The organism is Pseudomonas sp. MF09150 (genome assembly GCF_059862355.1).
The window spans coordinates 246,992-272,984 of the sequence record NZ_JCBCUS010000003.1 but is presented as its reverse complement, the minus strand read 5'-3'; the positions used below and the strand labels follow the sequence as shown (position 1 = coordinate 272,984).

General features: G+C 64.4%; 27 protein-coding genes and 1 riboswitch. Of the genes, 17 read left to right on the top strand and 10 right to left on the bottom strand.

The window, feature by feature from the left end; genetic code table 11:
• Positions 1–5 precede the first annotated feature (5 nt).
• The gene (ybiA, locus tag AC19YX_RS14105; RefSeq protein ID WP_500606482.1) at positions 6–578 is read right to left on the bottom strand and encodes a riboflavin biosynthesis intermediates N-glycosidase; all 573 of its coding nucleotides are present in this window, start codon (positions 576–578) and stop codon (positions 6–8) included.
• A 223-nt stretch (positions 579–801) separates the two neighbouring features.
• Between ybiA and mdcA the strand changes: the two genes are divergently transcribed.
• From mdcA to madM, 9 genes are all read left to right on the top strand, one after another.
• Entirely contained in the window at positions 802–2,478 is a 1,677-nt protein-coding gene (gene mdcA / locus AC19YX_RS14100; RefSeq protein WP_078473546.1) for a malonate decarboxylase subunit alpha, read from the top strand.
• Positions 2,478–3,353, top strand: a complete 876-nt coding sequence (locus tag AC19YX_RS14095) for a triphosphoribosyl-dephospho-CoA synthase (protein ID WP_078473547.1) — start codon at positions 2,478–2,480, stop codon at positions 3,351–3,353. The genes mdcA and AC19YX_RS14095 overlap by 1 nt, the downstream gene beginning before the upstream one ends.
• Positions 3,353–3,652 (top strand): malonate decarboxylase subunit delta, encoded by a 300-nt coding sequence (locus tag AC19YX_RS14090; RefSeq protein WP_078473548.1) that lies wholly within the window; start codon positions 3,353–3,355, stop codon positions 3,650–3,652. The genes AC19YX_RS14095 and AC19YX_RS14090 overlap by 1 nt, the downstream gene beginning before the upstream one ends.
• On the top strand, positions 3,645–4,496 hold the full coding sequence (locus AC19YX_RS14085; RefSeq protein ID WP_078473549.1) for a biotin-independent malonate decarboxylase subunit beta: 852 nt from the start codon (positions 3,645–3,647) through the stop codon (positions 4,494–4,496). The genes AC19YX_RS14090 and AC19YX_RS14085 overlap by 8 nt, the downstream gene beginning before the upstream one ends.
• On the top strand, positions 4,493–5,296 hold the full coding sequence (gene mdcE / locus AC19YX_RS14080) for a biotin-independent malonate decarboxylase subunit gamma (protein ID WP_500606481.1): 804 nt from the start codon (positions 4,493–4,495) through the stop codon (positions 5,294–5,296). The genes AC19YX_RS14085 and mdcE overlap by 4 nt, the downstream gene beginning before the upstream one ends.
• Complete coding sequence (locus AC19YX_RS14075) at positions 5,293–5,916, top strand: malonate decarboxylase holo-ACP synthase (protein ID WP_500606480.1); 624 nt, start codon at positions 5,293–5,295, stop codon at positions 5,914–5,916. Before mdcE ends, AC19YX_RS14075 begins: the two co-directional genes overlap by 4 nt.
• Positions 5,913–6,848, top strand: a complete 936-nt coding sequence (gene mdcH / locus AC19YX_RS14070) for a malonate decarboxylase subunit epsilon (protein ID WP_500606479.1) — start codon at positions 5,913–5,915, stop codon at positions 6,846–6,848. Before AC19YX_RS14075 ends, mdcH begins: the two co-directional genes overlap by 4 nt.
• Positions 6,849–6,915: 67 nt before the next feature.
• Complete coding sequence (gene madL, locus AC19YX_RS14065; protein WP_500606478.1) at positions 6,916–7,332, top strand: malonate transporter subunit MadL; 417 nt, start codon at positions 6,916–6,918, stop codon at positions 7,330–7,332.
• 1 nt (position 7,333) lies between these two features.
• Positions 7,334–8,098 (top strand): malonate transporter subunit MadM, encoded by a 765-nt coding sequence (gene madM / locus AC19YX_RS14060; RefSeq protein WP_201128390.1) that lies wholly within the window; start codon positions 7,334–7,336, stop codon positions 8,096–8,098.
• A gap of 63 nt (positions 8,099–8,161) precedes the next feature.
• Here madM and AC19YX_RS14055 read toward each other — a convergent pair whose 3' ends face one another.
• The gene (locus AC19YX_RS14055) at positions 8,162–9,082 is read right to left on the bottom strand and encodes a LysR family transcriptional regulator (protein WP_078473554.1); all 921 of its coding nucleotides are present in this window, start codon (positions 9,080–9,082) and stop codon (positions 8,162–8,164) included.
• A gap of 154 nt (positions 9,083–9,236) precedes the next feature.
• Here AC19YX_RS14055 and trhA point away from each other — a divergent pair, with 154 nt between their 5' ends.
• Complete coding sequence (gene trhA, locus AC19YX_RS14050; RefSeq protein ID WP_020296200.1) at positions 9,237–9,854, top strand: PAQR family membrane homeostasis protein TrhA; 618 nt, start codon at positions 9,237–9,239, stop codon at positions 9,852–9,854.
• Between the two features lie 23 nt (positions 9,855–9,877).
• Here the strand turns inward: trhA and AC19YX_RS14045 are convergent, their stop codons facing one another.
• Entirely contained in the window at positions 9,878–10,792 is a 915-nt protein-coding gene (locus tag AC19YX_RS14045; RefSeq protein ID WP_078473555.1) for a LysR family transcriptional regulator, read from the bottom strand.
• A gap of 107 nt (positions 10,793–10,899) precedes the next feature.
• Here AC19YX_RS14045 and AC19YX_RS14040 point away from each other — a divergent pair, with 107 nt between their 5' ends.
• Genes AC19YX_RS14040 through AC19YX_RS14030 form a run of 3 tightly spaced genes read left to right on the top strand, consistent with a single transcriptional unit; the run spans position 10,900 to position 13,456 of the window.
• Positions 10,900–12,141: a D-amino acid dehydrogenase gene (locus AC19YX_RS14040; protein ID WP_500606477.1), complete on the top strand. Its 1,242-nt coding sequence runs from the start codon at positions 10,900–10,902 to the stop codon at positions 12,139–12,141.
• 34 nt (positions 12,142–12,175) lie between these two features.
• Entirely contained in the window at positions 12,176–12,526 is a 351-nt protein-coding gene (locus AC19YX_RS14035; RefSeq protein WP_500606476.1) for a RidA family protein, read from the top strand.
• 27 nt (positions 12,527–12,553) lie between these two features.
• Positions 12,554–13,456: a transporter substrate-binding domain-containing protein gene (locus AC19YX_RS14030; protein WP_500606475.1), complete on the top strand. Its 903-nt coding sequence runs from the start codon at positions 12,554–12,556 to the stop codon at positions 13,454–13,456.
• Between the two features lie 24 nt (positions 13,457–13,480).
• On the opposite strand, the gene AC19YX_RS14025 is transcribed toward AC19YX_RS14030, so the two are convergent.
• Together AC19YX_RS14025 and AC19YX_RS14020 are read right to left on the bottom strand one after the other, a co-directional pair.
• Complete coding sequence (locus AC19YX_RS14025; RefSeq protein ID WP_078473559.1) at positions 13,481–14,200, bottom strand: 16S rRNA (uracil(1498)-N(3))-methyltransferase; 720 nt, start codon at positions 14,198–14,200, stop codon at positions 13,481–13,483.
• Positions 14,201–14,253: 53 nt separating this feature from the next.
• Positions 14,254–15,660, bottom strand: coding sequence for an adenosylmethionine--8-amino-7-oxononanoate transaminase (locus tag AC19YX_RS14020; protein WP_500606474.1), 1,407 nt, complete (start codon positions 15,658–15,660; stop codon positions 14,254–14,256).
• A gap of 283 nt (positions 15,661–15,943) precedes the next feature.
• Here AC19YX_RS14020 and AC19YX_RS14015 point away from each other — a divergent pair, with 283 nt between their 5' ends.
• Together AC19YX_RS14015 and AC19YX_RS14010 are read left to right on the top strand one after the other, a co-directional pair.
• Positions 15,944–16,495, top strand: a complete 552-nt coding sequence (locus AC19YX_RS14015) for a cytochrome b (RefSeq protein WP_078473561.1) — start codon at positions 15,944–15,946, stop codon at positions 16,493–16,495.
• 31 nt (positions 16,496–16,526) lie between these two features.
• Positions 16,527–17,123: a YceI family protein gene (locus tag AC19YX_RS14010; RefSeq protein ID WP_020296208.1), complete on the top strand. Its 597-nt coding sequence runs from the start codon at positions 16,527–16,529 to the stop codon at positions 17,121–17,123.
• Positions 17,124–17,284: 161 nt separating this feature from the next.
• Here the strand turns inward: AC19YX_RS14010 and rhlE2 are convergent, their stop codons facing one another.
• The 4 genes from rhlE2 to ahcY all read right to left on the bottom strand — a co-directional run bounded on the left by rhlE2 (position 17,285) and on the right by ahcY (position 22,764).
• Positions 17,285–19,153 (bottom strand): RNA helicase RhlE2, encoded by a 1,869-nt coding sequence (gene rhlE2 / locus AC19YX_RS14005; RefSeq protein WP_421548304.1) that lies wholly within the window; start codon positions 19,151–19,153, stop codon positions 17,285–17,287.
• Positions 19,154–19,380: 227 nt separating this feature from the next.
• Entirely contained in the window at positions 19,381–20,196 is an 816-nt protein-coding gene (locus tag AC19YX_RS14000) for a substrate-binding periplasmic protein (RefSeq protein WP_078473563.1), read from the bottom strand.
• A 125-nt stretch (positions 20,197–20,321) separates the two neighbouring features.
• On the bottom strand, positions 20,322–21,167 hold the full coding sequence (metF, locus tag AC19YX_RS13995; protein ID WP_020295314.1) for a methylenetetrahydrofolate reductase [NAD(P)H]: 846 nt from the start codon (positions 21,165–21,167) through the stop codon (positions 20,322–20,324).
• A gap of 187 nt (positions 21,168–21,354) precedes the next feature.
• A complete protein-coding gene (gene ahcY / locus AC19YX_RS13990; protein WP_078473564.1) occupies positions 21,355–22,764 on the bottom strand; it encodes an adenosylhomocysteinase in 1,410 nt (469 codons plus the stop codon).
• Between the two features lie 22 nt (positions 22,765–22,786).
• Positions 22,787–22,887, bottom strand: a riboswitch (S-adenosyl-L-homocysteine riboswitch).
• A gap of 195 nt (positions 22,888–23,082) precedes the next feature.
• Here ahcY and AC19YX_RS13985 point away from each other — a divergent pair.
• Positions 23,083–23,487, top strand: a complete 405-nt coding sequence (locus tag AC19YX_RS13985; protein ID WP_020295316.1) for an acyl-CoA thioesterase — start codon at positions 23,083–23,085, stop codon at positions 23,485–23,487.
• 87 nt (positions 23,488–23,574) lie between these two features.
• A complete protein-coding gene (locus AC19YX_RS13980) occupies positions 23,575–24,462 on the top strand; it encodes a formate/nitrite transporter family protein (protein WP_078472744.1) in 888 nt (295 codons plus the stop codon).
• Here AC19YX_RS13980 and AC19YX_RS13975 read toward each other — a convergent pair whose 3' ends face one another.
• Positions 24,463–25,728: a cation:proton antiporter gene (locus tag AC19YX_RS13975; RefSeq protein WP_500606473.1), complete on the bottom strand. Its 1,266-nt coding sequence runs from the start codon at positions 25,726–25,728 to the stop codon at positions 24,463–24,465.
• Positions 25,729–25,993: the final 265 nt, after the last annotated feature.

Sequence of the window (25,993 nt, the reverse complement as noted above, 5' to 3'; positions counted from 1 at the left end):
CCTGCTTAGCCGGCAAGCAGGGCGCTGCGCACTTCCATCAGGGCAAACCCCAGCAGATTGAGCCCGCGCCATTTCTCCGGCTGCGAGGCTTTCTTGTCCTCGGCGGCCAGGCCGATGCCCCAGATGCGGTCCACCGGGCTGGCTTCCACCAGCACCTGCTCGCCAGTGGCCAGCAGGAACTCAGCCAGTGCCGGGTGCTGGCTGAACTTGGCCAGGTTGCCGCGCACCACGATATCGAAGCACGCCGCGTCCCACTGCGCCCCGTCAAACCCGTGCACCTGACGCCCCAATTGCTTGGCATCGGCCGGGGTTGCCGCGACGAGGATCCGCTCCAGGGTCTGGGCGTCATCGAACAGACGGGCCTTGCCCGCCATCATGTAATGCTCGGCGCTGGCGTAACTCACCCCGTCGACCTCGAACGGCGTGGGGAACCACTGGCTGAAGCAGCTGTGGGTGACACGGCCATCCCGCGCCGGCTGGTGGCCCCAGAACATCAGGTACTCGGGCTTGAAGCCCTGCTGGAGTTGCCCCAGCAACTGCTCGACCGAGCGCACAGGAGGGAATGCGGTTTTTGCCATGAGAGTTCTCGTCACGTCGATGCCGGCCATTCATCGGCCGGGTGATTCGGGATGCACCTGTGGTGGGGTGGCAGGGTACTCCAACATCGGCGGTGCAGGCACTGCCTTCATGGCTGCGGCTTGAATCATTACCCTGAGCGTAACGATCCGCCGCTGGGCTTGATTGATGCCTCGGGCATTGCCTCCTAAGGTGGCTCCACGACAGCGAACCCGTGGAGTGAGCATGACAACAATAATATCCCCCGACTCGCGCTGGACGCGGCGGCGCAGCGAAAAGCAGCGGCGCCTCGAACAGGTGCGGGCCCTGGCCGATGGTGTGGTGTTGCCCACCGACAAGATCGTGGCGGCCCTGGAGGCGTTGATCCTGCCCGGGGACCGGGTGGTGCTGGAGGGCAACAACCAGAAGCAGGCGGACTTCCTGTCGCGCTCACTGGCCAAGGCCGACCCGGCCAAGCTCCACGACTTGCACATGATCATGCCCAGCGTCGGCCGTTCCGAGCACCTGGACCTGTTCGAGCGCGGCATCGCGCGCAAGCTGGACTTTTCCTTTGCCGGTACCCAGAGCCTGCGCATCAGCCAGTTGCTCGAAGACGGGCTGCTGGAAGTCGGCGCGATCCATACCTACATCGAGCTTTATGCACGGCTGGTGGTGGACCTGATTCCCAACGTGGTGCTCTCGGCCGGCTTCATGGCCGACCGCGCGGGCAATATCTACACCGGCCCGAGCACCGAGGACACCCCGGCGCTGATCGAGCCGGCAGCCTTCAGCGACGGCATCGTGATCGTCCAGGTCAACCAGTTGGTGGATGACGTCAGCGAGTTGCCGCGAGTGGACATCCCGGCGTCCTGGGTGGATTTCGTGGTGGTGGCCGACAAGCCGTTCTACATCGAGCCGCTGTTTACCCGCGACCCACGGCATATCAAGCCGGTGCACGTGCTGATGGCGATGATGGCGATCCGCGGCATCTACGAAAAACACAATGTGCAGTCGCTGAACCACGGTATCGGTTTCAACACCGCGGCCATCGAGCTGATCCTGCCCACCTACGGTGAATCCCTGGGGCTCAAGGGCAAGATCTGCCGCAACTGGACCCTCAACCCCCATCCGACCCTGATCCCGGCCATTGAAAGCGGCTGGGTGGAAAGCGTGCACTGCTTCGGCACCGAATTGGGCATGGAGCACTACATCGCCGCGCGCCCGGACGTGTTCTTCACCGGCCGCGACGGTTCCCTGCGCTCCAACCGGATGTTCTGCCAACTGGCCGGGCAATACGCGGTGGACCTGTTTATCGGTGCCACCTTGCAGGTGGACGGCGACGGCCATTCTTCCACCGTGACCCGCGGGCGCCTGGCCGGTTTCGGCGGGGCCCCGAACATGGGCCACGACCCCCGCGGCCGACGCCACGGCACCCCGGCCTGGCTGGATATGCGCGTCGATCAGAGCGACGCGCCCCAGGCCATGCTCGAACGCGGCAAGAAGCTGGTGGTGCAGATGGTCGAGACCTTCCAGGAAGGCGGCAAACCGACCTTCGTCGAGACCTTGGACGCGGTGGAAGTGGCGCGCAAGAGCGGCATGCCCCTGGCGCCGATCATGATCTACGGCGACGACGTCACCCACCTGCTGACCGAGGAAGGCATCGCCTACCTGTACAAGGCCCGCTCTCTGGAAGAGCGCCAGGCCATGATCGCCGCCGTGGCCGGGGTCACCGTCATCGGCCTGCGACACAACCCCAAAGACACCGCGCGCATGCGCCGTGAAGGCTTGATCGCCTTGCCCGAAGACCTCGGCATTCGCCGTACCGATGCCAGTCGCGAGTTGCTCGCGGCGAAAAGCGTCGCCGATCTGGTGGAGTGGTCGGGTGGCCTGTACCACCCGCCCGCCAAGTTCAGGAGCTGGTAATGCACGCATTCAATCTGCACGCGAAACCCTTGAGCCTGGCCGAGCGCCTGGCGGACCTGGCGGTCGACGCACTGATCGACGAGGCCGACCTGTCGCCCAAGCCGGCGCTGGTGGATCGTCGTGGCAACGGTGCCCACAGCGACCTGCACCTGGGGCTGATGCACGCCTCGGCCCTGTCCCTGTGGCCGGCGTTCAAGGCCATGGCCGACGCCGCCATTGAACTCGGCGCGATCGGTTTGCCATTGCGCGAAGCCCTGGGCCGCATCGGCCGTGAAGGCGAAGCGGCGATGCTGGTCACCACCGGCGGGGTCAATACCCATCGTGGGGCGATCTGGGCTCTGGGCCTGCTGGTGGCGGCTGCGGCGCTGGAGCCTCAGGCCAACCGCGCCGGCAGCCTGGCCGTTCGCGCCGCACGCCTGGCGTTGCTCGATGATCGCCATGCCCCGCGTGCCCTCAGCCATGGCGCCCAGGTGGCGCAGCGCTACGGTGCACTCGGTGCCCGCGAACAGGCGCAGTTGGGGTTCCCAGCGGTGCTGCAACATGGCTTGCCGCAGCTTCAGCGCAGTCGCGCCCAGGGCCATGGCGAGCAGAACGCCCGGCTCGATGCCTTGCTCGCCATCATGACCACCCTGGTCGACACCTGCGTGCTGTACCGCGCCGGCGAGCAGGGCTTGCAGGCCATGCAGCGGGGCGCGCGGGCGGTGCTCGAGGCCGGTGGCAGTGCGAGCCTGGCCGGGCGTCGCCGCCTGCATGAGCTGGACCAACAGTTATTGGCCTTGAATGCCTCGCCCGGCGGCGCTGCGGACCTCCTCGCAGCCTGCCTGTTGCTCGACCGGATCGAGTCCGGCGACGCCTTTATCCAGGGAGCAGTGTGATGGAAACCTTGTCTTTTGAATTTCCCGCCGGGCCACCGGCTCGCGGTCGGGCGCTGGTGGGCTGTGTCGGCTCGGGCGACCTGGAAGTGCTGCTCGAACCCGGCCCGGCCGGCAAGCTGACGATCCAGGTGCAGACCTCGGTGAATGGCAGCGGGGCGCGCTGGCAGCATCTGTTCGAGCGCCTCTTCGACGGCCAGGTGCCGCCGGCGCTGGCCATCGATATTCATGATTTCGGCGCCACGCCGGGCGTGGTGCGCCTGCGCCTGGAACAGGGCTTCGAGGAGATCGGCCATGACTGACAGCGACCGCCTGTTGCACAAGCACAGCTTCGTCGAACTCGGCGCTCGCCAGCGGGCCAGGGCCTTGCTCGATGCCGGCAGCTTTCGCGAGTTGCTCGACCCTTTCCAGCGGGTCATGTCGCCCTGGCTCGTCCGCCAGGGCGTGGTGCCCCAGGCCGACGACGGGGTGGTGATCGCCAAGGGCAAGATCAATGGCCTGCCGGTGGTGATTGCCGCCATCGAAGGCGCATTCCAGGGCGGCAGCCTGGGTGAAGTGGGCGGGGCGAAGATCGCCGGCGCCCTGGAACTGGCCGCCGAGGACAACCGCAACGGCATCGCCACTCGCGCCGTCTTGCTCCTGGAAACCGGCGGCGTGCGCCTGCAGGAAGCCAACCTGGGGCTGGCGGCGATTGCCGATATCCACGCGGCGATTGTCGATCTGCGTCAGTACCAGCCGGTGATCGGCGTGGTGGCCGGCAGCGTTGGCTGTTTTGGCGGGATGTCGATTGCCGCCGGCCTGTGCAGTTACCTGCTGGTGACCCAGGAAGCGCGGCTCGGGCTCAATGGCCCGCAAGTGATCGAGCAGGAAGCCGGCCTTGAGGAGTACGACTCCCGCGACCGGCCGTTTATCTGGAGCCTGACCGGCGGCGAACAGCGCTTTGCCAGTGGCCTGGTGGATCGGTATGTGGCCGACGATGTGGCGCAGATCCAGCAGCAGGTCGGTGAACTGTTGGCCCTGGGGTTGCCGGCGCAGCAGCGCAGCCGCCAGGCCGAACACTACCTGGGCTGCCTGGCGCGGCTGGATACCGCGCCGCAAATCGAACCGGCAACGGTTCGCGACCTGTATCAAGGAGACCGCTCATGAGTGCTTATTCCCTGCGCGGCTGGCACTGGTTTCAGGCCCTGAGTGCCGGCGCCACGCCCGTCACTGATGTGCCGGCATCGCTGAATGTCGCGGACGGCCACCTGGCCGGGCAAGCGGTGCGTTTTATCGCCGTGGTGGCCGACCCGGACAACCGTTTCCCCCGGGCCCGCAACGGCGAAGTCGGGTTGCTGGAAGGTTGGGGCCTGGCTCGGGTGGTGGATGACGTGATCGCGGCCGATGCCGCGCACACCGAAAAACGCCCCCTGATCGCCATCGTCGATGTGCCGAGCCAGGCCTACGGTCGGCGTGAAGAAGCACTGGGTATTCACCAGGCGCTGGCCGGGGCGGCCGACAGTTATGCCCGGGCGCGGCTGGCCGGGCACCCGGTGATTGCCCTGCTGGTGGGCAAGGCCATGTCCGGGGCGTTTCTGGCCCACGGCTACCAGGCCAACCGCCTGATCGCCCTGCGTGACCCGGGGGTGATGGTGCATGCCATGGGCAAGGCTTCGGCGGCGCGGGTGACCCTGCGCAGCGTCGAGGAACTGGAAGCCCTGGCCGCCAGCGTGCCGCCGATGGCCTATGACATCGACAGCTTTGCCAGCCTGGGCCTGCTCTGGGAAACCCTGTCGGTGACTCAGATCGAACAACCCACGGCCCATGACCTGGCGCGGGTCAACGAGTGCCTGGTGCAGGCGATAGCCGATGTGCGCGCCACCGGGCATGACCTGAGCGGGCGGTTGGGCGCGAGCAATCGGGCAGCGTCGAGCCGGGTGCGCCAGCTGTTGCGAGAACAGTGGTGAGCCGCTTGCCACCCCAGCCCCATGACCTGCTCTGGGGCCTGACGCCTGAGCAATTGCCGGGCGATGCGCCAGCCTGGGTGGTGGCGGCCATGGCCGACGCCCAGCCGGTGGTGGTGCGCCGGGCGTTGACCGCGCCGGGGCAGGTGGCGGTGGGCGTGCGCGGGCGCCTGCGCGAGCAGCGTTATCCGACCCTGATGGCGCTGGCCTCCATCAGCCGTTGCGTCACGCCCGAAGCCCTGTGCACAGTGGAGTCGGATCAGCCCTGGCCGGCGTTGCGGGCCCTGGCCCTGTTGCGCCCGCAGTTGAACGCGTGCGGCCTGGTGTGGGGCGTCAGCGGCAGCGCCGGGTTTGAACTGGCCAGCGGTGTGGCAGCGCTGCACCAGGGCAGTGACCTGGACCTGATTGCGCGCAGCGTCGAACCTCTGCCCCGGGCCCAGGCCCGGCACCTGCTGGCGTTGCTGGACAGCGCGCCATGCCCGGTGGACCTGCAATTACAGACCCCCAACGGCGCACTGGCCCTGCGCGAATGGGCTGCCGGCGCCCGGCGTGTATTGCTCAAATGCGCGGCGGGTGCACGGCTGGTCGAGAACCCGTGGCAGGCCCTGGAGCAGGTGGCGTGAGCAGCCTGCTGGTGTTTCCGGGCCAGGGCGCGCAGCAGCCGGGCATGTTGCAGCGCCTGCCGCCCAACCCGCTGGTGCAGGCCTGCCTGCAAGAGGCGGCGCAGGTGCTGGGCGAGGATCCGCTGACCCTGGACTCCCCCGCCGCCCTGGCCAATACCCGGGCCGTGCAACTGTGTTTGCTGATCGCCGGCGTTGCCAGTGCCCGACTGCTGCTGGAGCAGGCACCGGCGCCGGAGTACGTGGCTGGGCTGTCCATCGGCGCCTATCCGGCGGCGGTGGTGGCCGGGGCCCTGGAATTTGCCGATGCGTTGCGCCTGGTGAGCCTGCGGGGCGAGCTGATGCAGCGTGCCTACCCCGAGGGTTATGGGATGACGGCGATCATCGGTCTGCAACTGGCCACGGTGGAGGCCTTGCTGGCCCAGGTCCACAGCGAGCAGGCACCGGTGTACCTGGCCAATATCAACGCCGACAGTCAACTGGTGATCGCCGGCAGCGACGCCGCGATGCTGCGGGTGGCCGAGCTGGCCCGCGGTTGCGGGGTGGGCGTGGCCAAGCGCCTGGCGGTCAGCGTGCCGTCCCACTGCCCGTTGCTGGCGCAACCGGCCCAGGCGCTGGCCGAGGCCTTTGCCCAGGTGCCGATGCAGGCGCCACGCCTGGGTTACCTGAGCAGCAGCCGGGCGCGGCCGCTGCGCCAGGTGGAACAACTGCGCGACGACCTGGCGTTCAACATGTGCCGGGTGGTGGATTGGCGCGGCACCGTGCAAGGCGCGTATGAGCGCGGCGTGCGGCTACAGATCGAACTGCCGCCTGGTGCGGTGTTGACCGGGCTGGCGCGCCGGGTGTTCGAACAGGGCAGCGTGATCGCCTACGACGGTGCGCGCCTGGACACCCTGCAGGCGCTGTTGCATGAGGAGGTACGCCGCGACCGATAGAGTCCCGACTCAAGCTGGCGAAGCACAAAAACAACAACTTCGACGATGCACTTTGAGGACTACAACAATGATTATTTACGGTGTGGCGCTGTTGGCGATCTGTATCCTGGCCGGGGTGATTATCGGTGACATGCTCGGTGTGCTGTTGGGTGTGAAGTCCAATGTGGGCGGGGTCGGGATTGCCATGATCCTGCTGATCTGCGCGCGTTTGTGGATGCACAAGCGCGGCGGCATGACCAAGGACTGCGAGATGGGCGTCGGCTTCTGGGGCGCCATGTACATTCCGGTGGTGGTGGCCATGGCGGCCCAGCAAAACGTGGTGACCGCCTTGCACGGCGGTCCGGTGGCAGTGCTGGCGGCCATCGGTTCGGTGGTGCTCTGCGGGTGCACCATTGCCTTGATCAGTCGCACCAACAAGGGCGAGCCGCTGCCGGATGAACCGGTCGAGCTGGCGCCCGGTGCCGCTGCGGCAGGGGGGCGCTGATATGTGGGATCTCATTGAAAAGGGCCTGGAACACAACGGGCTGATCACAGCCTTCGCCTTTGTCGGCGTGATCATGTGGCTGTCGGTGCTGCTGTCCAAGCGTCTGACGTTCGGCCGCATCCACGGTTCGGCGATTGCGATTGTCATCGGCCTGGTACTGGCCTGGGTCGGCGGCACTATCACCGGTGGGCAGAAGGGCCTGGCGGACCTGGCGCTGTTCTCCGGCATCGGCCTGATGGGCGGCGCCATGCTGCGGGATTTCGCCATTGTCGCCACGGCCTTCGAGGTCCAGGCCACCGAGGCGCGCAAAGCCGGCTTGATTGGGGTCATCGCCCTGCTGCTGGGCACGGTCCTGCCGTTTATCGTCGGCGCGGGCATGGCCTGGGTCTTCGGTTATCGCGATGCGGTGAGCATGACCACCATCGGTGCCGGGGCGGTGACCTACATTGTCGGCCCGGTGACCGGGGCGGCGATCGGCGCAACCTCCGATGTGATGGCGCTGTCGATTGCCACCGGCCTGATCAAGGCCATCCTGGTGATGGTCGGCACGCCGATGGCCGCACGCTGGATGGGCCTGGACAACCCGCGCTCGGCAATGGTTTTCGGTGGCCTGGCCGGCACCGTCAGCGGCGTGACGGCCGGGCTGGCGGCGACCGATCGGCGGCTGGTGCCCTACGGTGCCCTGACCGCAACCTTCCACACCGGGCTCGGCTGCCTGCTGGGACCGTCGCTGCTGTACTTCATCGTGCGCGGCCTGGTGGGTTAACTCCCGACTGACGCTTGCGGCCATGGCCGGCCGACTCCCGCGAGGGGCGGCCGGCCACGGGCGTCAGGACGCGGCCTGGCGATTGGCGTACATCCGGCACTCGGCCAGCAGCGCCAGCAGGTTCGGATCACGCTCCTTGGCCTTGAGAAACACCACGCCGATATGCTGTTGCAGGCGATAACGCGCTTGCAGCGGGATCAGCTTGACCCGGTTCTCATACACCGCGGCAATTCTTCCCGGCAGCAAGGCATAACCCACCCCTGAACTGACCATGCTCAGCAGGGTGAAGATGTCGTTGACCTGCATCGCCACCTTCGGTTCGAACCCCGCCTGCTTGAACACCCGGACCCCGTCCTGGTGCGTGGCGAAGCCCTGGGTCAGGGTAATGAAGGTAGCGTCGCGCACATCGCTGAGGTCGACTTCCGCCTGCTGCGCGAAGGGCGAATCGGCGGGGGTGGCGAGAAAGATATCGTCGGAAAACAGCGGGATCTGCTCGCAGTCCGGGTCGCTGATGCTGTCATCCAGGGACACCAGGATCGCGTCGACTTCCATGTTCTTGAGCTTGTACAGCAGGTCGATATTGGACCCCAGGATCAGGTCGATATTGAGTTCGCTGCGGCGGATCTTCAGGCCCATGATCAACTGCGGCACGGTCTTCACCGTCAGCGAATACAGCGAGCCGAGCTTGAAGCGTTCGGCGGAGAACCCGGCGGCTTCACGGGTCAGGCGCACGCTTTCGACCACGTCGCCAATCAGCTTTTGCGCCCGTTCCTCGAGGACATAGGCGCTTTCCAGCGGCGTCAGGTTACGCCCCTCGTGCTTGAACAGCGGGCAGCGCAGGGCACTTTCCAGGGAATGGATGGCCCGATGCACGCTGACATTGCTGGTGTGCAACTCGGCCGCAGCCCGGGTCAGGTTGCCGGTGCGCATGAAGGCGAGAAACACTTCGAGCTTTTTCAGGGTCAACTCTTCGTCGATCAGCATGGCGGCCACTCTTGTTCGATGGGCAGGATTGTGCCCGACGAACAGGGCCTTGGCTGGAGCTTTTTTTGCCCCATCTAGTGTGGGTAATGTTGCGCTTTCAGGCTCCAGGCCTGAGCCTTGCATCCTGTTGTAACCGCTTGAGGGAAAGTGACACATGTATCACGGGGAAAAATTCAACGCCTGGACCCATTTGCTGGGTGCGGTCGCGGCGTGTATCGGGGGCGTGTGGCTGGTGGTGCTGGCCAGCCTCGACGGCAACCCCTGGAAGATCGTCAGCGTGGCGATCTACGGGTTCACCTTGCTGGTGCTGTACAGCGTCTCCACCGTGTACCACAGCGTGCGCGGGCCGAAGAAAAGCATCATGCAGAAGCTCGATCACTTTTCGATCTACCTGCTGATCGCCGGCAGCTACACGCCGTTCTGCCTGGTGACCCTGCGCGGGCCCTGGGGCTGGACCCTGTTCGGGATTGTCTGGGGGCTGGCGCTGATCGGCATCCTGCAAGAGATCAAGCCGCGCTCCGAGGCGCGGATCCTGTCGATCGTGATCTACGCCGTGATGGGCTGGATCGTGCTGGTGGCGGTGAAGCCGTTGCTGGCGGCCCTAGGCTCGACCGGCTTCGCCTGGCTGGCCTCGGGCGGGGTGCTGTACACCGTGGGCATCATCTTCTTCGCCCTCGACAGCCGCCTGCGCCACGCCCATGGCATCTGGCACCTGTTCGTGATCGGCGGCAGCCTGCTGCATTTCGTGGCGATTCTGTTCTACGTGCTCTAGGGCTTCATTGGCCGTTAACGCGCCTAGGCGTGCTGCAACAGCCGGTTCAATTGCTCCTGGGCGCGGTGGCTGAAAATGTCCAGCAGGCTGCCCAGGGTATGAGGTTGCGGTTCGCTGGTGCGGGTCACGGCATACAGGGTGATCGGCAGCGGGGGCGTCAGGGGGCGGATCTCGGTGCTGGCGGTCGAGGCGCCGAGGGCGGTGAAGGGGTCGATCACCGCCAGCCCGGCGCCGGATTCGACCATGGCCCGGGCCAGGGAATAGGTCTGCACCGCAATGCTCACCCGTGGCGCCGGCTGCACCGCCTCCAGGTAGCTGTCGAGCCGGGCCGACAACGGGTCGGCGCTGGACAGGCCAATCAACGGCGCCCCCGCCAGTTCCATCAGCGCCAATGGCGTACCCCTGGCGGCAGCCGGCCAATAGTCCCGCGGCGCCAGGGCCACCAGCACCCCCTGGGCCAGGGCCTGGGCCGCCAGCCCCGGGTGATCCGGGCGTTGCAGGGTCAGGGCGACGTCGATCTCGCGCATCAACAGGTTCTGCACCAACTCGCGGCTGTGGGCGCTGGACAGCTCGCAGACCAACTCCGGGTAGCGCCGGGTCCATTCGCTGATCGCCGGCGGCAGCAACGACAGGGCCAGGGCCGGGGTCGCGCCGATCCGCAGGCTATGGCCCGGCTTGCGGCGCAGGCTCTGGGCCAGGCGCCGCACACCTTGCAGGCTCTCGCTGACCTTGTCCACTTCACGCTCCAGTTCCAGGGCCTCCGGCGTGGCCTGGAGCTTGCCGCGTACCCGCAGAAACAGTGGGAAACCCAGTTGCAACTCGGCGTGTTGCAGGACCTTGGTCACCGCAGGTTGCGAGACGTGGAGCAGTTGCGCGGCGCCGCTGACCGAGCCGGTCTGGCGGATGGCCTGGAAGATTTCGATGTGTCGCAGTCGCATGGCAAGTCCATAACCTTTGTTTATGGGTGGTCGATCTTTATTCATTGTTCGGCGCCTGTCACCTGCTCCTAACCTGAAGGCCGTTCAATACACAGGTAAGGACTGATATGACGCAGCGGGTTTGCATCGTCGGCGGTGGCGTGATCGGCCTGGCCAGTGCCTATGCCCTGGTCCGCGAGGGCTTTGAAGTGACCCTGGTGGAGGCGCAGCAGTTGTTCGCCAGTCAGACCAGCTTCGCCAATGGCGGCCAGTTGTCCTACCGCTATGTGGCGCCGCTGGCCGATGCCGGGGTGCCCTGGCAAGCCCTGGGCTGGATGCTGCGCGGCGACTCGCCATTGAAGCTGCGTCCACGCCTGGACCCGGCGCAATGGCGCTGGTTGCTGGGGTTCCTCGGCGCTTGCCGCAGCTCGGTCAACCAGCGCAACGCCGGCCACCTGCTGCGCCTGGCATTGCTCAGCCAGGCCACCTTGCAGGCCTGGCGCGACGAGGATGGGCTGGACGGCTTCGACTGGCGGCGCAATGGCAAGTTGGTGACCTTTCGCCAGCCGGGCAGCTTCGAGCACGCCCGGCGCCATCTGGCAGACAGCCGCCAACAGCAGGTGTTGTCCCACGCCGAGTGCGCACAGCTTGAGCCGACGCTGCAGGACGCACCCTTTGTCGGCGGTATCTTCACCCCGAATGAAGAAGTGGCTGACTGCCACGCCTTCTGCCAGCAACTGGTGGCGCGGCTCCAGGCCTCGGGGCGCTGCGAGTTCCTGCTGGGGCGCAGCGTGACCGGGATCCGTCACAGTGCCGGCACGGTGCAGGCCATCGAGCTGGGGCACGAGACCCTGGCGGTCGAGCAACTGGTGCTCGCCGCCGGCCACCGCAGTGCCGAGCTGGCGCTGCCGGGCCTGAAACTGCCGCTGTACCCGCTCAAGGGCTACAGCCTCAGCGTGCCGATTGGCGAGCAGCACCAGGCGCCGCAGATCAGCATCACCGATTACAACCGCAAGATCGTCTATGCACGGATCGGCCAGCAGTTGCGGGTGGCGGCGATGGTCGACATTGTCGGCTTCGACCCGGCGCTCGACCCCAAGCGCTTGGCCCTGATGCGCCGCCAGGCAGGGGAAACCTTTGCCGACGCCGGCGATTACGCCGCGGCCATTGAATGGGCGGGCATGCGCCCGGCCACCCCCAGCGGGGTGCCGCTGATTGGGGCCACGGCCTACCGCAACCTGTGGCTCAACCTCGGCCATGGCGCGCTTGGTTTTACCCTGGCCTGTGGCAGCGGGCGCCTGTTGGGCGAGCTGCTGGGCCAGCGACCTACCGCTATCGATATGCAGGGCCTTGCGCCCCGCGCTGCTTGACCCCTGACCGAAGACCCCGCACAAGGAATGCCCCATGAGCATCAACCGCATCAGCAGCAACCCGCGCCTCAGCGGCGCCGTGACCTTCGCCGACCTGGTGTTTCTGTCCGGCCAGGTGCCGGGCGCGGCGACCGAGGTCGGCGCTCAGACCCGCGAAGTGCTGGAGAAGATCGACGTCTTGCTGGCCGAGGCGAGTAGCGACAAGGATCACCTGCTCAGCGCGACCATCTACCTCAAGGACATCGGCGAGGATTTTGCCGCCATGAACGAGGCCTGGTCGGCCTGGCTGACGCCGGGCCAGGCGCCGACCCGCACCACCGTCCAGGCCGAACTGGCACGGCCCCAGGTGCGGGTGGAAATCACCGTCATCGCCGCCCGGCGCTGACCCCATGACCCACAACGGAGAATAACAATGCAAAAAATCACGTTGCTCGGCTGCACCCTGGGCCTGCTCCTCAGCACCCAGCTCCAGGCCGGCGAAGCGCCGCCCGGCGGGACCCTGGGCAAGATCGCCAACAGCGCCAGCATCACCCTGGGCTATCGCGATGCGTCGGTGCCGTTCTCCTATGTGGGGGATAACAGCGGCAAGCCGATGGGCTATTCGGTGGACCTGGCGAGCAAGATCGTCGAGCGCATCCAGCAGCAATTGGCCCTGCCGAACCTGGCGGTCAAGTACAACCTGGTGACGTCGCAGACGCGCATCCCCCTGGTGCAGAACGGCACTGTGGACCTGGAGTGCGGTTCCACCGGGGTCACCGCCGAGAGGCAGAAGCAGGTGGCGTTTTCCTATGGGTTCATCTACGTCAAAGGCCAGTTGCTGACGGCCCGGGACAGCGGCATCCAGCGCTTCGCCGACCTGCGGGGCAAGAACGTGGTGACCACCGCCGGTACCACCAATGAGCGCTTTCTCAAGAGCTATAACGTCGAGCACAAGATCGACATGTTCGTGATCAGCGCCAAGGACCACGGCGAGGCCTTCCAGATGTTGCAGACCGGCCGCGCCGCCGCTTTCTACATGGATGACGCCTTGCTCTACGGGGAACGGGCCAAGGCCCACGATCCGCACAAATGGGTGGTGGTGGGCGAGGAGCAGTCGCGGGAGATCTACAGCTGCATGGTGCGCAAGGACGATCCGCAGTTCCTGGCGCTGGTCAATGCCGCCCTGGGCGACCTGTACCGCTCGGGGGAAATCAACGGCATCTACCAGCGCTGGTTCCAGCAGCCGATTCCGCCCAAGGGCCTGAACCTGGAGTTCCCCATGACCAGCGAACTCAAGGCGATCATCGCCAAGCCGATCAGCGATCCAGTGGAGTAGCGCCAGGACGGGCCGGCCAGGGTTCTAGAAATCGCCCCACAGCTGCTGGGCCACGGCCAGGGCCACCACCGGTGCGGTTTCGGTGCGCAGGACCCGTGGCCCCAGGCGTGCCGGCAGAAAGCCCGCGCCGTGGGCCTGCTCGACCTCGGCGTCGGACAGGCCGCCTTCAGGGCCGATCAGGAATGCCAGGCTGGCCGGCTTGGCATGGCTTACCAGCGGCTCGGCCACCGGGTGCAGCACCAGCTTCAGCTCGGCCTGGGTCTGCTTGATCCAGTCCGCCAGCAGCAGCGGCGGGTGAATCACCGGCACCCGGGAACGGCCGCATTGCTCGCAGGCGCTGATTGCCACCTGGCGCCAATGCATCAGGCGTTTATCGGCGCGTTCGTCCTTGAGCCGCACTTCGCAGCGCTCACTGAAGATCGGGGTGATTTCACTGACCCCAAGCTCGGTGGCTTTCTGGATCGCCCAGTCCATGCGCTCGCCCCGGGACAGGCCCTGGCCGAGGTGGATCTGCAACGGTGATTCAACCTGCCCGGCGAAGCTTTCATCGAGACGCACTGTCACGCGCTTCTTGCCGACTTCCAGCAAGGTGCCACGAAACTCCATCCCCGAACCGTCGAACACTTGCAGCGCATCGCCCTCGGCCATGCGCAGCACGCGCCCGATGTAATGGGCCTGGGCCTCGGGCAGTGGGTGTTCGCCGAGGCTCAGGGGGGCGTCGATAAAGAAGCGGGACAATCTCATGGGGGGTCTCTGTTGAAGATGAATCGGTGAACGGCGTTTCGCTGAGTGACCTGCTAGCCCGGATCGCGAAAGCCCGGATGGAAGTTTTCCGGCACCGCGACGCTCAAGGTGTCGCGGGTGGCGATATCGATGCCTTCGCTGGCCACTTCGGCGAGGAAGTCGATCTGCTCGGGGGTGATCACATAGGGCGGCAGGAAATACACCACGCTGCCCAGGGGCCGCAGCAGCGCGCCGCGCTCCAGGGCGTGCTGGAACACCTTCAGGCCACGGCGTTCCTGCCACGGGTAGGCGGTCTTGCTGGCCTTGTCCTGGACCATCTCGATAGCCAGCACCATGCCGGTCTGGCGCACCTCCGCCACATGGGGGTGATCCACCAGGTGCGCGGTGGCACTGGCCATGCGCTGGGCCAGGGCCTGGTTGTTTTCGATGACGTTGTCTTCTTCGAAGATATCCAGGGTCGCCAGGGCCGCCGCGCACGCCAGCGGGTTGCCGGTGTAACTGTGGGAATGCAGGAAGGCGCGCAGGGTCGGGTAGTCGTCGTAGAAAGCGCTGTAGACCTCGTCGGTGGTCACGCAGGCCGCCAGTGGCAGGTAGCCGCCAGTCAGGGCCTTGGACAGGCACAGGAAGTCCGGGCGGATCCCGGCTTGTTCGCAGGCGAACATGGTCCCGGTGCGGCCGAAGCCGACGGCGATTTCATCGAGGATCAGGTGCACCCCGTAGCGGTCGCAGGCCTCGCGCAACAGGCTCAGGTACACCGGGTGGTACATGCGCATGCCGCCGGCGCCCTGGATCAGCGGCTCGACGATCACCGCGGCAACGCTGGCGTGATGCTCGGCCAGGGTTTGCTCCATGGCGGCGAACATCGTGCGCGAGTGCTCCTCCCAGCTCACGCCTTCGGGGCGCAGGTAGCAATCGGGGCTCGGCACCTTGAGGGTGTCCAGCAGCAGGGCCTTGTAGGTTTCGGTGAACAGCGGCACATCGCCCACCGACATCGCGGCCATGGTTTCGCCGTGGTAGCTGTTGGTCAGGGTGACGAAGCGCTTCTTGGCCGGTGCGCCGCGGTTGAGCCAGTAGTGAAAGCTCATCTTCAGCGCCACTTCGATGCACGACGAACCGTTGTCGGCATAGAAACAGCGGGTCAGGCCTTCGGGGGTGAGCTTGATCAGGCGCTCGGACAGCTCGATCACCGGCTGATGGCTGAACCCGGCGAGAATCACGTGTTCCAGTTGATCGACCTGATCCTTGATGCGCTGGTTGATGCGCGGGTTGGCGTGGCCGAACACGTTGACCCACCAGGAACTGACCGCGTCCAGGTAACGCTTGCCTTCGAAGTCTTCGAGCCAGACGCCTTCGCCGCGCTTGATGGGAATCAACGGCAGCTGCTCGTGGTCTTTCATCTGGGTGCAGGGGTGCCACAGGACCGCGAGGTCGCGTTGCATCCACTGGTTGTTCAGGCCCATCGTTTATCTCCTCGAAGCGGTCCTGCGGCGGGCGCAGGCAAAACAGTCGCGCAAGCCTATGCAATGCCGGGCTGTGTCACAACCCATTGAGGTTCTGAAGGGCAAATTGGCAGTAAACGCAGGACGGTCTGTCACGTTTTTTGGGGATAGTCCTTAATCCATCGTTAACGTACTGTGCATACCCTTCAGATCATATTTCTCGATATTTCAAAGCGAAATTTTCCGCTTTAATTCGATAGGTAAATCGATAGTCTTGGGCAGCAGTTCTTACAGGATTCAAGTCATGCAGCTACGTAATTCCTCTTCGCGCTACGGTTGGGTAAGCATTGTTCTGCACTGGGGCGTGGCCCTGGTGGTGTTCGGCTTGTTCGCCCTGGGCCTGTGGATGGTCGGCCTCGACTACTACAGCACCTGGCGCAAAGACGCACCGGACCTGCACAAAAGCATTGGCCTGAGCCTCTTCGCCATCATGCTGCTGCGGGTGCTCTGGCGCTTTATCAGCCCACCGCCGCCGGCGCCGGCCAACCACGGGCGCCTGACTCGCCTGGGGGCCAAGTTCGGTCATGCATTCCTTTATCTCAGTCTGTTCGCTGTGATGATTGCCGGTTACCTGATTTCCACCGCAGACGGTGTCGGGATCCCGGTATTCGGCCTGTTTGAAGTACCCGCACTGCTTTCCGGGCTACCGGACCAGGCAGATGTGGCAGGCGAGGTGCATCTGTACCTGGCCTGGATGGTCGTGATTTTCGCCGGGCTGCATGGCCTGGCCGCTCTGAAACACCACTTTATCGATCGTGATGCGACCCTGGTTCGTATGCTGGGGCGCAAAGCCTGATGTTCAACCTCGACTCAAAAGGAATAGAAGCATGTTGAAAAAGACTCTCGCCGCTCTGGCCATCGGTTCCGCCCTGCTGTCGGCCGGTCAGGTGATGGCTGCTGACTACGTGATCGACAAGGAAGGCCAGCACGCTTTCATCGACTTCAAGATCAGCCACCTGGGCTACAGCTACATCACCGGTACCTTCAAGGACCTGGACGGCAAGTTCAGCTTCGATGCCGCCAAGCCGGAAGACGCCAAGATTGAAGTCAATGTGCGTACCGCCAGCGTGTTCACCAACCACGCCGAGCGCGACAAGCACATCGCCAGCAAAGACTTCCTGGACGTGGGCAAGTTTGCCGACGCCAAGTTCGTCTCCACCAGCGTCAAGCCAACCGGCAAGAACGCCGACGGCAAGCTGACCGCAGACGTCGCGGGCGACCTGACCCTGCACGGCGTGACCAAGCCAGTCGTGGTCAAGGCCACTTTCCTGGGCGAAGGCAAGGATCCATGGGGCGGCTACCGTGCTGGCTTTGAAGGCACCACCAGCTTCAACCGCCAGGACTTCGGCAAGATGATGGACCTGGGCCCGGCGTCGAACAACGTCGAGCTGTACATCACCTTTGAAGGTGTGAAAGCGAAGTAATTTTCGCCGCGTGCCACAAAACGCCGACCTTGAGTCGGCGTTTTGCTGTGTGGCGATCTTCGATTGTCGGCCGTGACCCTAGCGGTCCTGGCCGGTAACCGGCGCCCCATGCAAAACGCCCCCGATCTTGCGATCGGGGGCGTTTTTTTTACAGGCTCGGCTTAGCGATTACGCGTCAGCAGGGCCGGTTTTTCACCCCGTGGGCGGCTCGGCAGTTGATCGAGCTGCTCAGGTGTCGGGAAGCGATCGCTTTTCGACTCCTTGTGCATGATCTTCGGCTGAGTGCCACGTGGGTTCTGCACGGCCGGTTCCTGACGCGGCTGGTCATCGGAGCGAGCCGGGCGGCGATTGCGCGACGACTCTTCGCGACGGGCCTGGCCATCACGAGGAGCGCCGTTGCGTGGGCCGTTGCGCTTGGCCGGTGGGGTGCCGGTGGTCGCGCCGTTGCTGCTGCGCGGACCGTTCTGGCGACCTTGCGGCTGGCCGCCGCGCGGTGCTGCACCGGCGCCTGCACCTTGTGCCGGGGCGCCTGGACGGCGGCCGCGACCTTGAGCCGGCTTCTGCTGCGGGACGTAGTCGACGCGGTTACCGAAGTTATCGATATCGTCGTCCAGGAACTCGTCCGGTGCGCGGTCAGCGGCTGCACGTGGGGTTGGCTGGCGCTGTTCGCGGGCCGGGGTGCCTTCGCGAGGTTTCTGCTCGCGAGCCGGGCGGTCGCCACGAGCGGCAGGTTTGTCCTTGCCGCCCTTGTCCTTGCCCTTGTCTTTACGGCCACCGCCGCCGCCACCGCCGTTCGGGCCATCGCCACGCGGGCCACGGGCATTGCGCGGGTTGCGCACGTCCGGACGTTCACGCACTTCAGGCTTTTCGGCTTCAACGGCACTGGCGTCAAAACCCATCAGGTCGCCGTCGGCGATTTTCTGCTTGGTCATGCGCTCGATGCTTTTCAGCAGTTTCTCTTCGTCCGGGGCGACCAGGGAAATCGCTTCGCCCGAACGACCGGCACGGCCAGTACGGCCGATGCGGTGCACGTAGTCTTCGTCGACGTTCGGCAGCTCGAAGTTGACCACGTGTGGCAGTTGGTCGATATCCAGGCCGCGCGCGGCGATATCGGTGGCAACCAGGATCCGCACTTCGCCGGCCTTGAAGTCGGCCAGGGCTTTGGTGCGGGCGTTCTGGCTCTTGTTACCGTGGATCGCGACAGCGCTCAGGCCGTGTTTGTCCAGGTACTCGGCCAGGCGGTTGGCGCCATGCTTGGTACGGGTGAAGACCAGGACCTGTTCCCAGGCACCGGCGGTAATCAGGTGCGCCAGCAGGGCACGCTTGTGGCTGGCGGCGAGGCGGAATACCCGTTGCTCGATGCGCTCGACCGTGGTGTTCGGCGGCGTGACTTCGATGCGCTCGGGGTTGTGCAGCAGCTTGCCGGCGAGGTCCGTGATGTCCTTGGAGAAGGTCGCGGAGAACAGCAGGTTCTGGCGTTTGGCTGGCAGGCGCGCGAGGACTTTCTTCACGTCGTGCACAAAGCCCATGTCGAGCATGCGGTCGGCTTCGTCCAGCACGAGGATTTCCACGTGGGACAAGTCGACGCTGCCTTGACCGCACAGGTCGAGCAGGCGGCCCGGGCAGGCAACCAGCACATCAACCCCACGGGCCATGGCTTGCACCTGTGGATTCATGCCGACGCCGCCGAAGATGCAGGCGCTGACGAACTTCAGGTCGCGGGCGTAGAGCTTGAAGCTCTCATGCACCTGGGCGGCCAGTTCGCGGGTTGGGGTCAGGACCAGGACGCGCGGTTGGCGCGGGCCGTGACGCTGGGATTTGTCCGGGTGACCGTTGGGAAACAACCGTTCCAGGATCGGAAGGGCGAAACCGCCGGTTTTACCAGTACCTGTCTGCGCCGCAACCATCAAGTCGCGACCTTGCAACACGGCGGGAATGGCCCGCTGTTGCACCGGAGTAGGCTGGGTATAGCCGGCGGCTTCGATCGCGCCGACTAAAGCCTCGGAGAGACCGAGGGAAGCAAAGGACATGAGTAATCCTGTTTTAGTTAGGGCTTGGCCCAGAGGGATAGTCTTGCCTGGCGCGAATGGCGTTTAAGAGGACGCAATCCCGTCCGGTCCAGCTTCAGTCCTGAAGACGTGCCCGAAAAAGCCCGCGCGGGCCGTATTGGCTGCGCTGTAGCGGTATCGAGATGCCTTGAACAGGAACGAGCGTCCGGGCGTGAGCCTGGCGGAAAGGCCGGAGTATAACAGAGCAATCACTGTGCGCTGCTTTCCTGCTGCTCAACGGTTTTATCGGAGGTGGAGTGCAGGGTCGCCTTCGAAGGTCCCGGGGCGCGAGCGCCGCCGTAGCGGGCATTGAGCTCGGCGTAGGCCGGTTCCTGCTTGAAGCGTTTGAGTTCGGCGGCGAAGCGCTGCACCAGCAAGTCCATGCCGGCGTTGCGGCGCACGGCCAGGAACTGCCCCTGGCGCACCAGCACCAAGGGGTTTTCGGTGATCTGGTCGCGCACCTTCAAGGTGTCGAGCAGGTACTGGCCGACCCGGCGATCGGTGATCACCAGGTCGATCCGTCCCAGCAGCAGCTTGCCGAAGTTGGCTTCCTGGGTGGGCGCGGGCTCGCGCGTGAACAGCGGCGAGTCGTTGAATTCGTCGGTGTACAGGTACCCGGGGGAGGTGCCGATGGTCAGGCCGCTCAAGGTCTCCAGGCGGCTGAACGGGTGCGGGCGCTGGTTGGCGTAGAACATCACGAACTCCACTTCCGACAGCGGTTCGCTGGGGTAGAGCAGGCTTTTTTCCCGTTCTTCGCGATGAAAGATATCCAGCACCGCGTCGGCCTGGCCCTGCTCCAGCATGGCCAGGCAGCGTTTCCACGGCAGGAACTGCCATTGCACTTCGATCCCCAGGCGCTGGAAGACAATGGCCGTGGCCTCGTAGTCCAGCCCCATGGCCTTGCCGTTTTCCTCGTAGGCGTAGGGCGGCCAGGGATCAGTGACAATGCGCAGCTTCTCGCCATGGGCCGCAAGGCTCAGGCAAGTACAGAGAAGGGCGGTCAGCAACCGGAAGATGACGAACATGGCGCGAGATTACGCCGTGACCCGCTGAAATAGCTAGAGGCAGTGCAGACCGCTCTAGCTCAAGGACCCGGCATGAAAAAGGGCCCTGGTTTCGCCAGGGCCCTTGGGTGTTCAACCTGCGTCGATCAGCGTGGTAGCTTCAGGTTGTTCCACACTGCCAGGCTCGGCTCGGCCTGGTTCAGGGTATAGAAGTGCAACCCTGGCGCGTCGCCTTGCAGCAGGCGTTCGCACATTTCGCTGATCACCTGCTCGCCGAAACCCTGAATGCTCTGGGTGTCGTCGCCGTACGCTTCCAGCTGCTTGCGGATCCAGCGTGGGATCTCGGCGCCGCAGGCGTCGGAGAAGCGCGCCAGCTTGCTGTAGTTGGTGATCGGCATGATGCCCGGCACGATCGGAATGTTCACACCCAGCTTGCGCACGCGCTCAACGAAGTAGAAGTAGCTGTCGGCGTTGAAGAAGTATTGGGTGATCGCACTGTCGGCACCGGCGTTGGCCTTGCGCACGAAGTTGTTGAGATCGTCTTCGAAATTGCGCGCTTGCGGGTGCATTTCCGGGTAGGCAGCGACTTCGATATGGAAGTGGTCACCGGTTTCCTGGCGAATGAACTCCACCAGGTCGTTGGCGTGGCGCAGCTCACCGCTGGCCATGCCCATGCCGGAAGGCAGGTCGCCGCGCAGGGCGACGATGCGCTTGATCCCGGCAGCCTGGTACTGGTTGAGCAGGCCGCGCAGATCGTCCTTGCTGTCGCCGACGCAGGACAGGTGCGGTGCAGCGGGGACTTTTACTTCGCTCTCAAGCTGCAGCACGGTGTTGATCGTGCGATCGCGAGTCGAGCCACCGGCACCGTAGGTGCAGGAGAAGAAATCGGGGTTGTACGTGGCCAGCTGACGGGCAGTGGCGAGCAGTTTTTCATGCCCAGCATCGGTCTTGGTCGGGAAGAACTCGAAGCTGTAGCGACGGTCTTGGGACATGGAGGGGGCCTCCAGCCGCAAGCCTCAAGCTGCAAACTGCAAGCAGGCGGTGTGCCTGTTCTTGTAGCTTGCAGCTTGAAGCTCACAACTGCTTAAAGAGAGCAATGAAGGAGCAAGCCCCTCACCACAAGCCGCAAGTCAGCCAACCGCTCTAACTTGCTGCTTGCAGCTCGAAGCTCGGCGCTGCTTAGTACCGGTAAGCGTGCGGCTTGAACGGACCTTCGACGGTCACGCCGATGTAGTCGGCCTGGGTCTTGGTCAGTTGAGTCACGACGCCGCCGAAGCCGCGAACCATTTCCAGGGCCACTTCTTCGTCGAGTTTCTTCGGCAGTACTTCAACGGTCAGGCGCTCGGCTTTCTGGGCTGGCGACAGGTCGGCGTACTTCTGGCCGAACAGGAAGATCTGCGCCAGAACCTGGTTGGCGAACGAGCCATCCATGATGCGGCTTGGGTGACCGGTAGCGTTACCCAGGTTCACCAGGCGGCCTTCGGCCAGCAGGATCAGGTAGTCGTCGTTCTGGGCGTCGAACGCGCCAGGGCCGGTACGGTGGATCTTGTGTACCTGAGGCTTCACTTCTTCCCATGCCCAGTTCTTGCGCATGAAAGCGGTGTCGATTTCGTTGTCGAAGTGGCCGATGTTGCAGACAACAGCGCGCTTCTTCAGGGCTTTGAGCATGTTCGAGTCGCAAACATTGACGTTGCCGGTGGTGGTCACGATCAGGTCGATCTTGCCCAGCAGTGCTGCGTCGATGCAGGCGGAGGTGCCGGTGTTGATACCGTCGATGAACGGCGAAACCAGTTCGAAACCGTCCATGCAGGCTTGCATGGCGCAGATCGGGTCAACTTCGGAAACCTTGACGATCATGCCTTCCTGACGCAGGGACTGGGCCGAGCCCTTGCCCACGTCACCGTAGCCGATGACCAGCGCTTGCTTGCCGGACAGCAGGTGGTCGGTACCGCGCTTGATCGCATCGTTCAGGCTGTGACGGCAGCCGTACTTGTTGTCGTTCTTGCTCTTGGTCACCGAGTCGTTGACGTTGATGGCCGGGATTTTCAGCTCGCCCTTGGCCAGCATGTCCAGCAGGCGGTGCACGCCGGTGGTGGTTTCTTCGGTGACGCCGTGGACGCGGTCCAGGATCGCCGGGTATTTCTTGTGCAGCAGCTCGGTCAGGTCGCCGCCGTCGTCGAGGATCATGTTGGCATCCCACGGCGCGCCATCCTTGAGGATGGTCTGCTCCAGGCACCACTCGTACTCTTCTTCAGTCTCGCCTTTCCAGGCGAAAACCGGGATGCCGGCAGCGGCGATGGCAGCAGCGGCCTGGTCCTGAGTCGAGAAAATGTTGCAGGACGACCAACGCACTTCGGCACCCAGGGCAACCAGGGTTTCGATCAGCACGGCGGTCTGAATGGTCATGTGGATGCAGCCAAGAATCTTCGCGCCCTTGAGCGGCTGCTCGGCGGAGTACTTGCGGCGCAGACCCATCAGGGCCGGCATTTCCGATTCGGCGATGATGGTTTCGCGACGGCCCCAGGCAGCCAGGGACATGTCGGCGACTTTGTAATCGTTAAAATCTGCAGGCGTGATAACAGCGCTCATGAAGAGCCTCCATTCGTAGTTATGCGAATGGGCGCCGTTGTGCGTTTGGTATCTGGCCGACTGTGGCCAGCAACGCCCCATCCGAGCCTGACAGGTAAACCTGCTGCAGCGCCCCTCGGACAGGTGGCGGGAAAACGGTATCCGATACAGATGACCGTTTTGAAACGGTGGCGATTATAGCTGGGTTTGAGCGCCAAGTGGCAAGCTGCAAGTCAGCGCGGACCGGCTTTTAACTTGCAGCTTTGAGCTTGAAGCTAGAAGCTGGGGCCCATCCACAGTCATCACTAACCCCCCCCCTCCCAACCCCGGAGCCCCCCCATGAACTTCCACACCCGCAAATGGGTAAAGCCTGAAGACCTCAACCCCAACGGCACGCTGTTCGGCGGCAGCCTGTTGCGCTGGATCGACGAAGAGGCGGCCATCTACGCCATCGTCCAGCTGGGCAATCAGCGCGTGGTCACCAAGTACATCTCGGAAATCAACTTTGTCAGCGCCTCGCGCCAGGGCGACATCATCGAGCTGGGGATTACCGCCACCGAGTTCGGTCGCACCTCGATTACCCTGACCTGCGAAGTGCGCAACAAGATCACCCGCAAGAGCATTCTCACGGTCGAGAAGATGGTGTTCGTCAACCTCGGCGAAGACGGCTTGCCGGCCCCCCACGGGCGCACCGAAATCAAGTACGTGAAAGACCAGTTCCAGGACGACGCCGCCGTCGAGTGAAGCCTTTGCGACAAAACACCTTGTGCCACTGAACAGCCCTGAACCGCGCAGGTCGTAGCTAAATGACCCGCCTGGTTCAGGAGCCTTATGGACACCCAAAAAGACGGCAAGACCCCCGGCCTGTCGGCCGAAGAGCAGCACGACGTCGACCGCAACCAACCGCCTCGCGCGGCGGTCCTGCATGAAATCATCCGCACCCAGGGCGACCAGGAACTGGAGCGCAGCGTCGCTGCGCTTTGGTGGTCGGCCCTGGCTGCCGGCTTGACCATGGGCCTGTCATTGATGGGCATGGGCCTGCTCAATTCGCGCCTGCCCGACACCGAGGGCTTCAAGGTGATCGCCAGCTTCGGTTACTGCGCGGGCTTTCTTGCGGTGATCCTGGCGCGCCAGCAACTGTTTACCGAAAACACCCTGACCGCGGTGCTGCCGGTGATGAGCAAGCCGACCCTGAACAACTTCGGGCGCCTGCTGCGGCTGTGGAGTGTGGTGCTGGTGGGTAACCTGTGCGGCACCCTGCTGGTGGCCTACGTGATGCTGCACCTGCCGATTTTTGACAGCAAGACCGATATGGCCTTCCTCGATATCGGGCGCAAGGTCATGGAAAACGACAGCAGCCAGATGTTCGCCAAAGGCATTATTTCCGGCTGGATGATTGCCACCATGGTCTGGATGATCCCGTCCATGGAGAGCGCCAAGATCTGGATCATCGTCCTGATCACCTACCTGATGGCCCTGGGTGACTTCACCCATATCGTGGTCGGTTCGGCCGAGGTCTCGTACCTGGTGTTTGCCGGCGAGTTGCCGTGGAAGGATTTCTGGCTGGTGTTCGCCGGGCCGACCCTGGCGGGCAATATCATCGGCGGCAGTTGCATCTTTGCCCTGATCAGCCATGCCCAGGTGCGCAGCGAGAGTGGCAAGCCCAATAAAACCGCGGACCAGGCGCCAGCGCCCGATCCGCGAGAGATCAAAAAATGATCAGTGAACGTCAGCCTTGCTGGCGGGCGCCGGTGCATCGTTGGTCACGTGGCGTACCAGTTTGCCGATGCTCAGGCCCTGCAACAGGATCGACGACAGCACCACGATGTAGGTGATGCTCAGCAACAGGTCGCGTTCCGGGCCCAGGGGCAGGGCCAGCGCCAGTGCCACCGAAACCCCGCCGCGCAGGCCGCCCCAGGTCAGGACCCGGATGGTGCCGCGCGGTACTGTGCGCCAGCGGCGCAGCAGGAGGATGGCCGGGGCCACGGTAAGCAGGCGCGAGAGCAGGATCGCCAGCGCCAGCAGGCTCGCCGCCAGCAGGTGCAGCCAGGAGAACGGCAACAGCAGCAGCTCCATGCCGATCAGGGCGAACAGCAGGGCGTTGAGCATGTCATCGAGCAATTCCCAGAAACCGTCGAGGTAGCGCCGGGTCATGTCGTTCATCGCCAGGTTGCGCCCCAGGTTGCCGATGATCAGCCCCGCCACCACCATCGCGATCGGTGCCGATACGTGCAGTTCGGCGGCCATCGCCGAGCCACCGATGACCAGAGCCAGGGTCAGCATGACTTCGATCTGGTGCTGCTCGATGCTCTTGATCATCAGGTACACCAGGTAGCCGATCAGCCCGCCGAACACCACGCCGCCAATGGCCTCGTGGGCGAACAGCATGGCCGTCGCGCCAATCGTCGGGGTTTCACCCAGCTGGGCGATGCCGAGCAGCACGGTGAACACCACCACGGCGGTGCCGTCGTTGAACAGCGACTCGCCGACGATGGTGGTCTTCAGCGGTTTGGACGCGTTGGCGGTACGCAGCACGCCGAGCACGGCAATCGGGTCGGTGGGTGAAATCAGCGCGCCGAACAGCAGGCAGTAGAGGAAGCTCACATGCCAGCCGAACAGGCCGAAGATCCAGTAGGCCAGGCTGCCGATCACCACTGTGGCGACCAGAACGCCGACCGTGGCCAGCAGGCCGATGGGCCAGCGGTAACTGCGCAGGTCGCCGAGGTTGACGTGCAGGGCGCCGGCGAACAGCAGGAACGACAGCATCCAGTTCATCAGCAGGTCGCCGAAGTCGATCTGGCCGATCAGTTGCTGCACGTGCTCTTCGAGCCCGGGGTAGCCAAGAAAGCTCAGGCCTTGCAGCAGCAGGGAAAACAGCAGTGCGGTCACCATCACGCCGATGGTCGGCGGCAGGCCGATAAAGCGGAAATTAACGTAGGTGAGCAGGGTGGTCAGGCAAATAAATGCAGCGACAAGTTCAAGCATCCGGACTCCTTTGGATGAACAGCGAGGGTGACAGGGGGCGGCAGCAAGCTTCGGGCCTCAAGCTGCAAGTTTCAAGCTTGAGGCTCACCGCTTGCCACTTGCAGCTGCTATTAGTCTGTAGTCTTGACGCGCTGATCAGGCATGCGCATGCCGGTTCCCGTCCTCGGAGGGTCGAGCGGCGGCAGGAATTATTGGAATAGGTATCTGCGCAACTGAGTGCGGCGTGGTCGGCGCCAGTATAAACAGCCGAAAGGGCTAGGTGAAA

Bases quoted from the DNA above. Each gene is read 5' to 3' on its own strand.
- ybiA (WP_500606482.1), bottom strand. From the start codon at position 578: ATGGCAAAAACCGCATTCCCTCCTGTGCGCTCGGTCGAGCAGTTGCTG.
- mdcA (WP_078473546.1), top strand. From the start codon at position 802: ATGACAACAATAATATCCCCCGACTCGCGCTGGACGCGGCGGCGCAGC.
- AC19YX_RS14095 (WP_078473547.1), top strand. From the start codon at position 2,478: ATGCACGCATTCAATCTGCACGCGAAACCCTTGAGCCTGGCCGAGCGC.
- AC19YX_RS14090 (WP_078473548.1), top strand. From the start codon at position 3,353: ATGGAAACCTTGTCTTTTGAATTTCCCGCCGGGCCACCGGCTCGCGGT.
- AC19YX_RS14085 (WP_078473549.1), top strand. From the start codon at position 3,645: ATGACTGACAGCGACCGCCTGTTGCACAAGCACAGCTTCGTCGAACTC.
- mdcE (WP_500606481.1), top strand. From the start codon at position 4,493: ATGAGTGCTTATTCCCTGCGCGGCTGGCACTGGTTTCAGGCCCTGAGT.
- madL (WP_500606478.1), top strand. From the start codon at position 6,916: ATGATTATTTACGGTGTGGCGCTGTTGGCGATCTGTATCCTGGCCGGG.
- madM (WP_201128390.1), top strand. From the start codon at position 7,334: ATGTGGGATCTCATTGAAAAGGGCCTGGAACACAACGGGCTGATCACA.
- AC19YX_RS14055 (WP_078473554.1), bottom strand. From the start codon at position 9,082: ATGCTGATCGACGAAGAGTTGACCCTGAAAAAGCTCGAAGTGTTTCTC.
- trhA (WP_020296200.1), top strand. From the start codon at position 9,237: ATGTATCACGGGGAAAAATTCAACGCCTGGACCCATTTGCTGGGTGCG.
- AC19YX_RS14045 (WP_078473555.1), bottom strand. From the start codon at position 10,792: ATGCGACTGCGACACATCGAAATCTTCCAGGCCATCCGCCAGACCGGC.
- AC19YX_RS14040 (WP_500606477.1), top strand. From the start codon at position 10,900: ATGACGCAGCGGGTTTGCATCGTCGGCGGTGGCGTGATCGGCCTGGCC.
- AC19YX_RS14035 (WP_500606476.1), top strand. From the start codon at position 12,176: ATGAGCATCAACCGCATCAGCAGCAACCCGCGCCTCAGCGGCGCCGTG.
- AC19YX_RS14030 (WP_500606475.1), top strand. From the start codon at position 12,554: ATGCAAAAAATCACGTTGCTCGGCTGCACCCTGGGCCTGCTCCTCAGC.
- AC19YX_RS14025 (WP_078473559.1), bottom strand. From the start codon at position 14,200: ATGAGATTGTCCCGCTTCTTTATCGACGCCCCCCTGAGCCTCGGCGAA.
- AC19YX_RS14020 (WP_500606474.1), bottom strand. From the start codon at position 15,660: ATGGGCCTGAACAACCAGTGGATGCAACGCGACCTCGCGGTCCTGTGG.
- AC19YX_RS14015 (WP_078473561.1), top strand. From the start codon at position 15,944: ATGCAGCTACGTAATTCCTCTTCGCGCTACGGTTGGGTAAGCATTGTT.
- AC19YX_RS14010 (WP_020296208.1), top strand. From the start codon at position 16,527: ATGTTGAAAAAGACTCTCGCCGCTCTGGCCATCGGTTCCGCCCTGCTG.
- rhlE2 (WP_421548304.1), bottom strand. From the start codon at position 19,153: ATGTCCTTTGCTTCCCTCGGTCTCTCCGAGGCTTTAGTCGGCGCGATC.
- AC19YX_RS14000 (WP_078473563.1), bottom strand. From the start codon at position 20,196: ATGTTCGTCATCTTCCGGTTGCTGACCGCCCTTCTCTGTACTTGCCTG.
- metF (WP_020295314.1), bottom strand. From the start codon at position 21,167: ATGTCCCAAGACCGTCGCTACAGCTTCGAGTTCTTCCCGACCAAGACC.
- ahcY (WP_078473564.1), bottom strand. From the start codon at position 22,764: ATGAGCGCTGTTATCACGCCTGCAGATTTTAACGATTACAAAGTCGCC.
- AC19YX_RS13985 (WP_020295316.1), top strand. From the start codon at position 23,083: ATGAACTTCCACACCCGCAAATGGGTAAAGCCTGAAGACCTCAACCCC.
- AC19YX_RS13980 (WP_078472744.1), top strand. From the start codon at position 23,575: ATGGACACCCAAAAAGACGGCAAGACCCCCGGCCTGTCGGCCGAAGAG.
- AC19YX_RS13975 (WP_500606473.1), bottom strand. From the start codon at position 25,728: ATGCTTGAACTTGTCGCTGCATTTATTTGCCTGACCACCCTGCTCACC.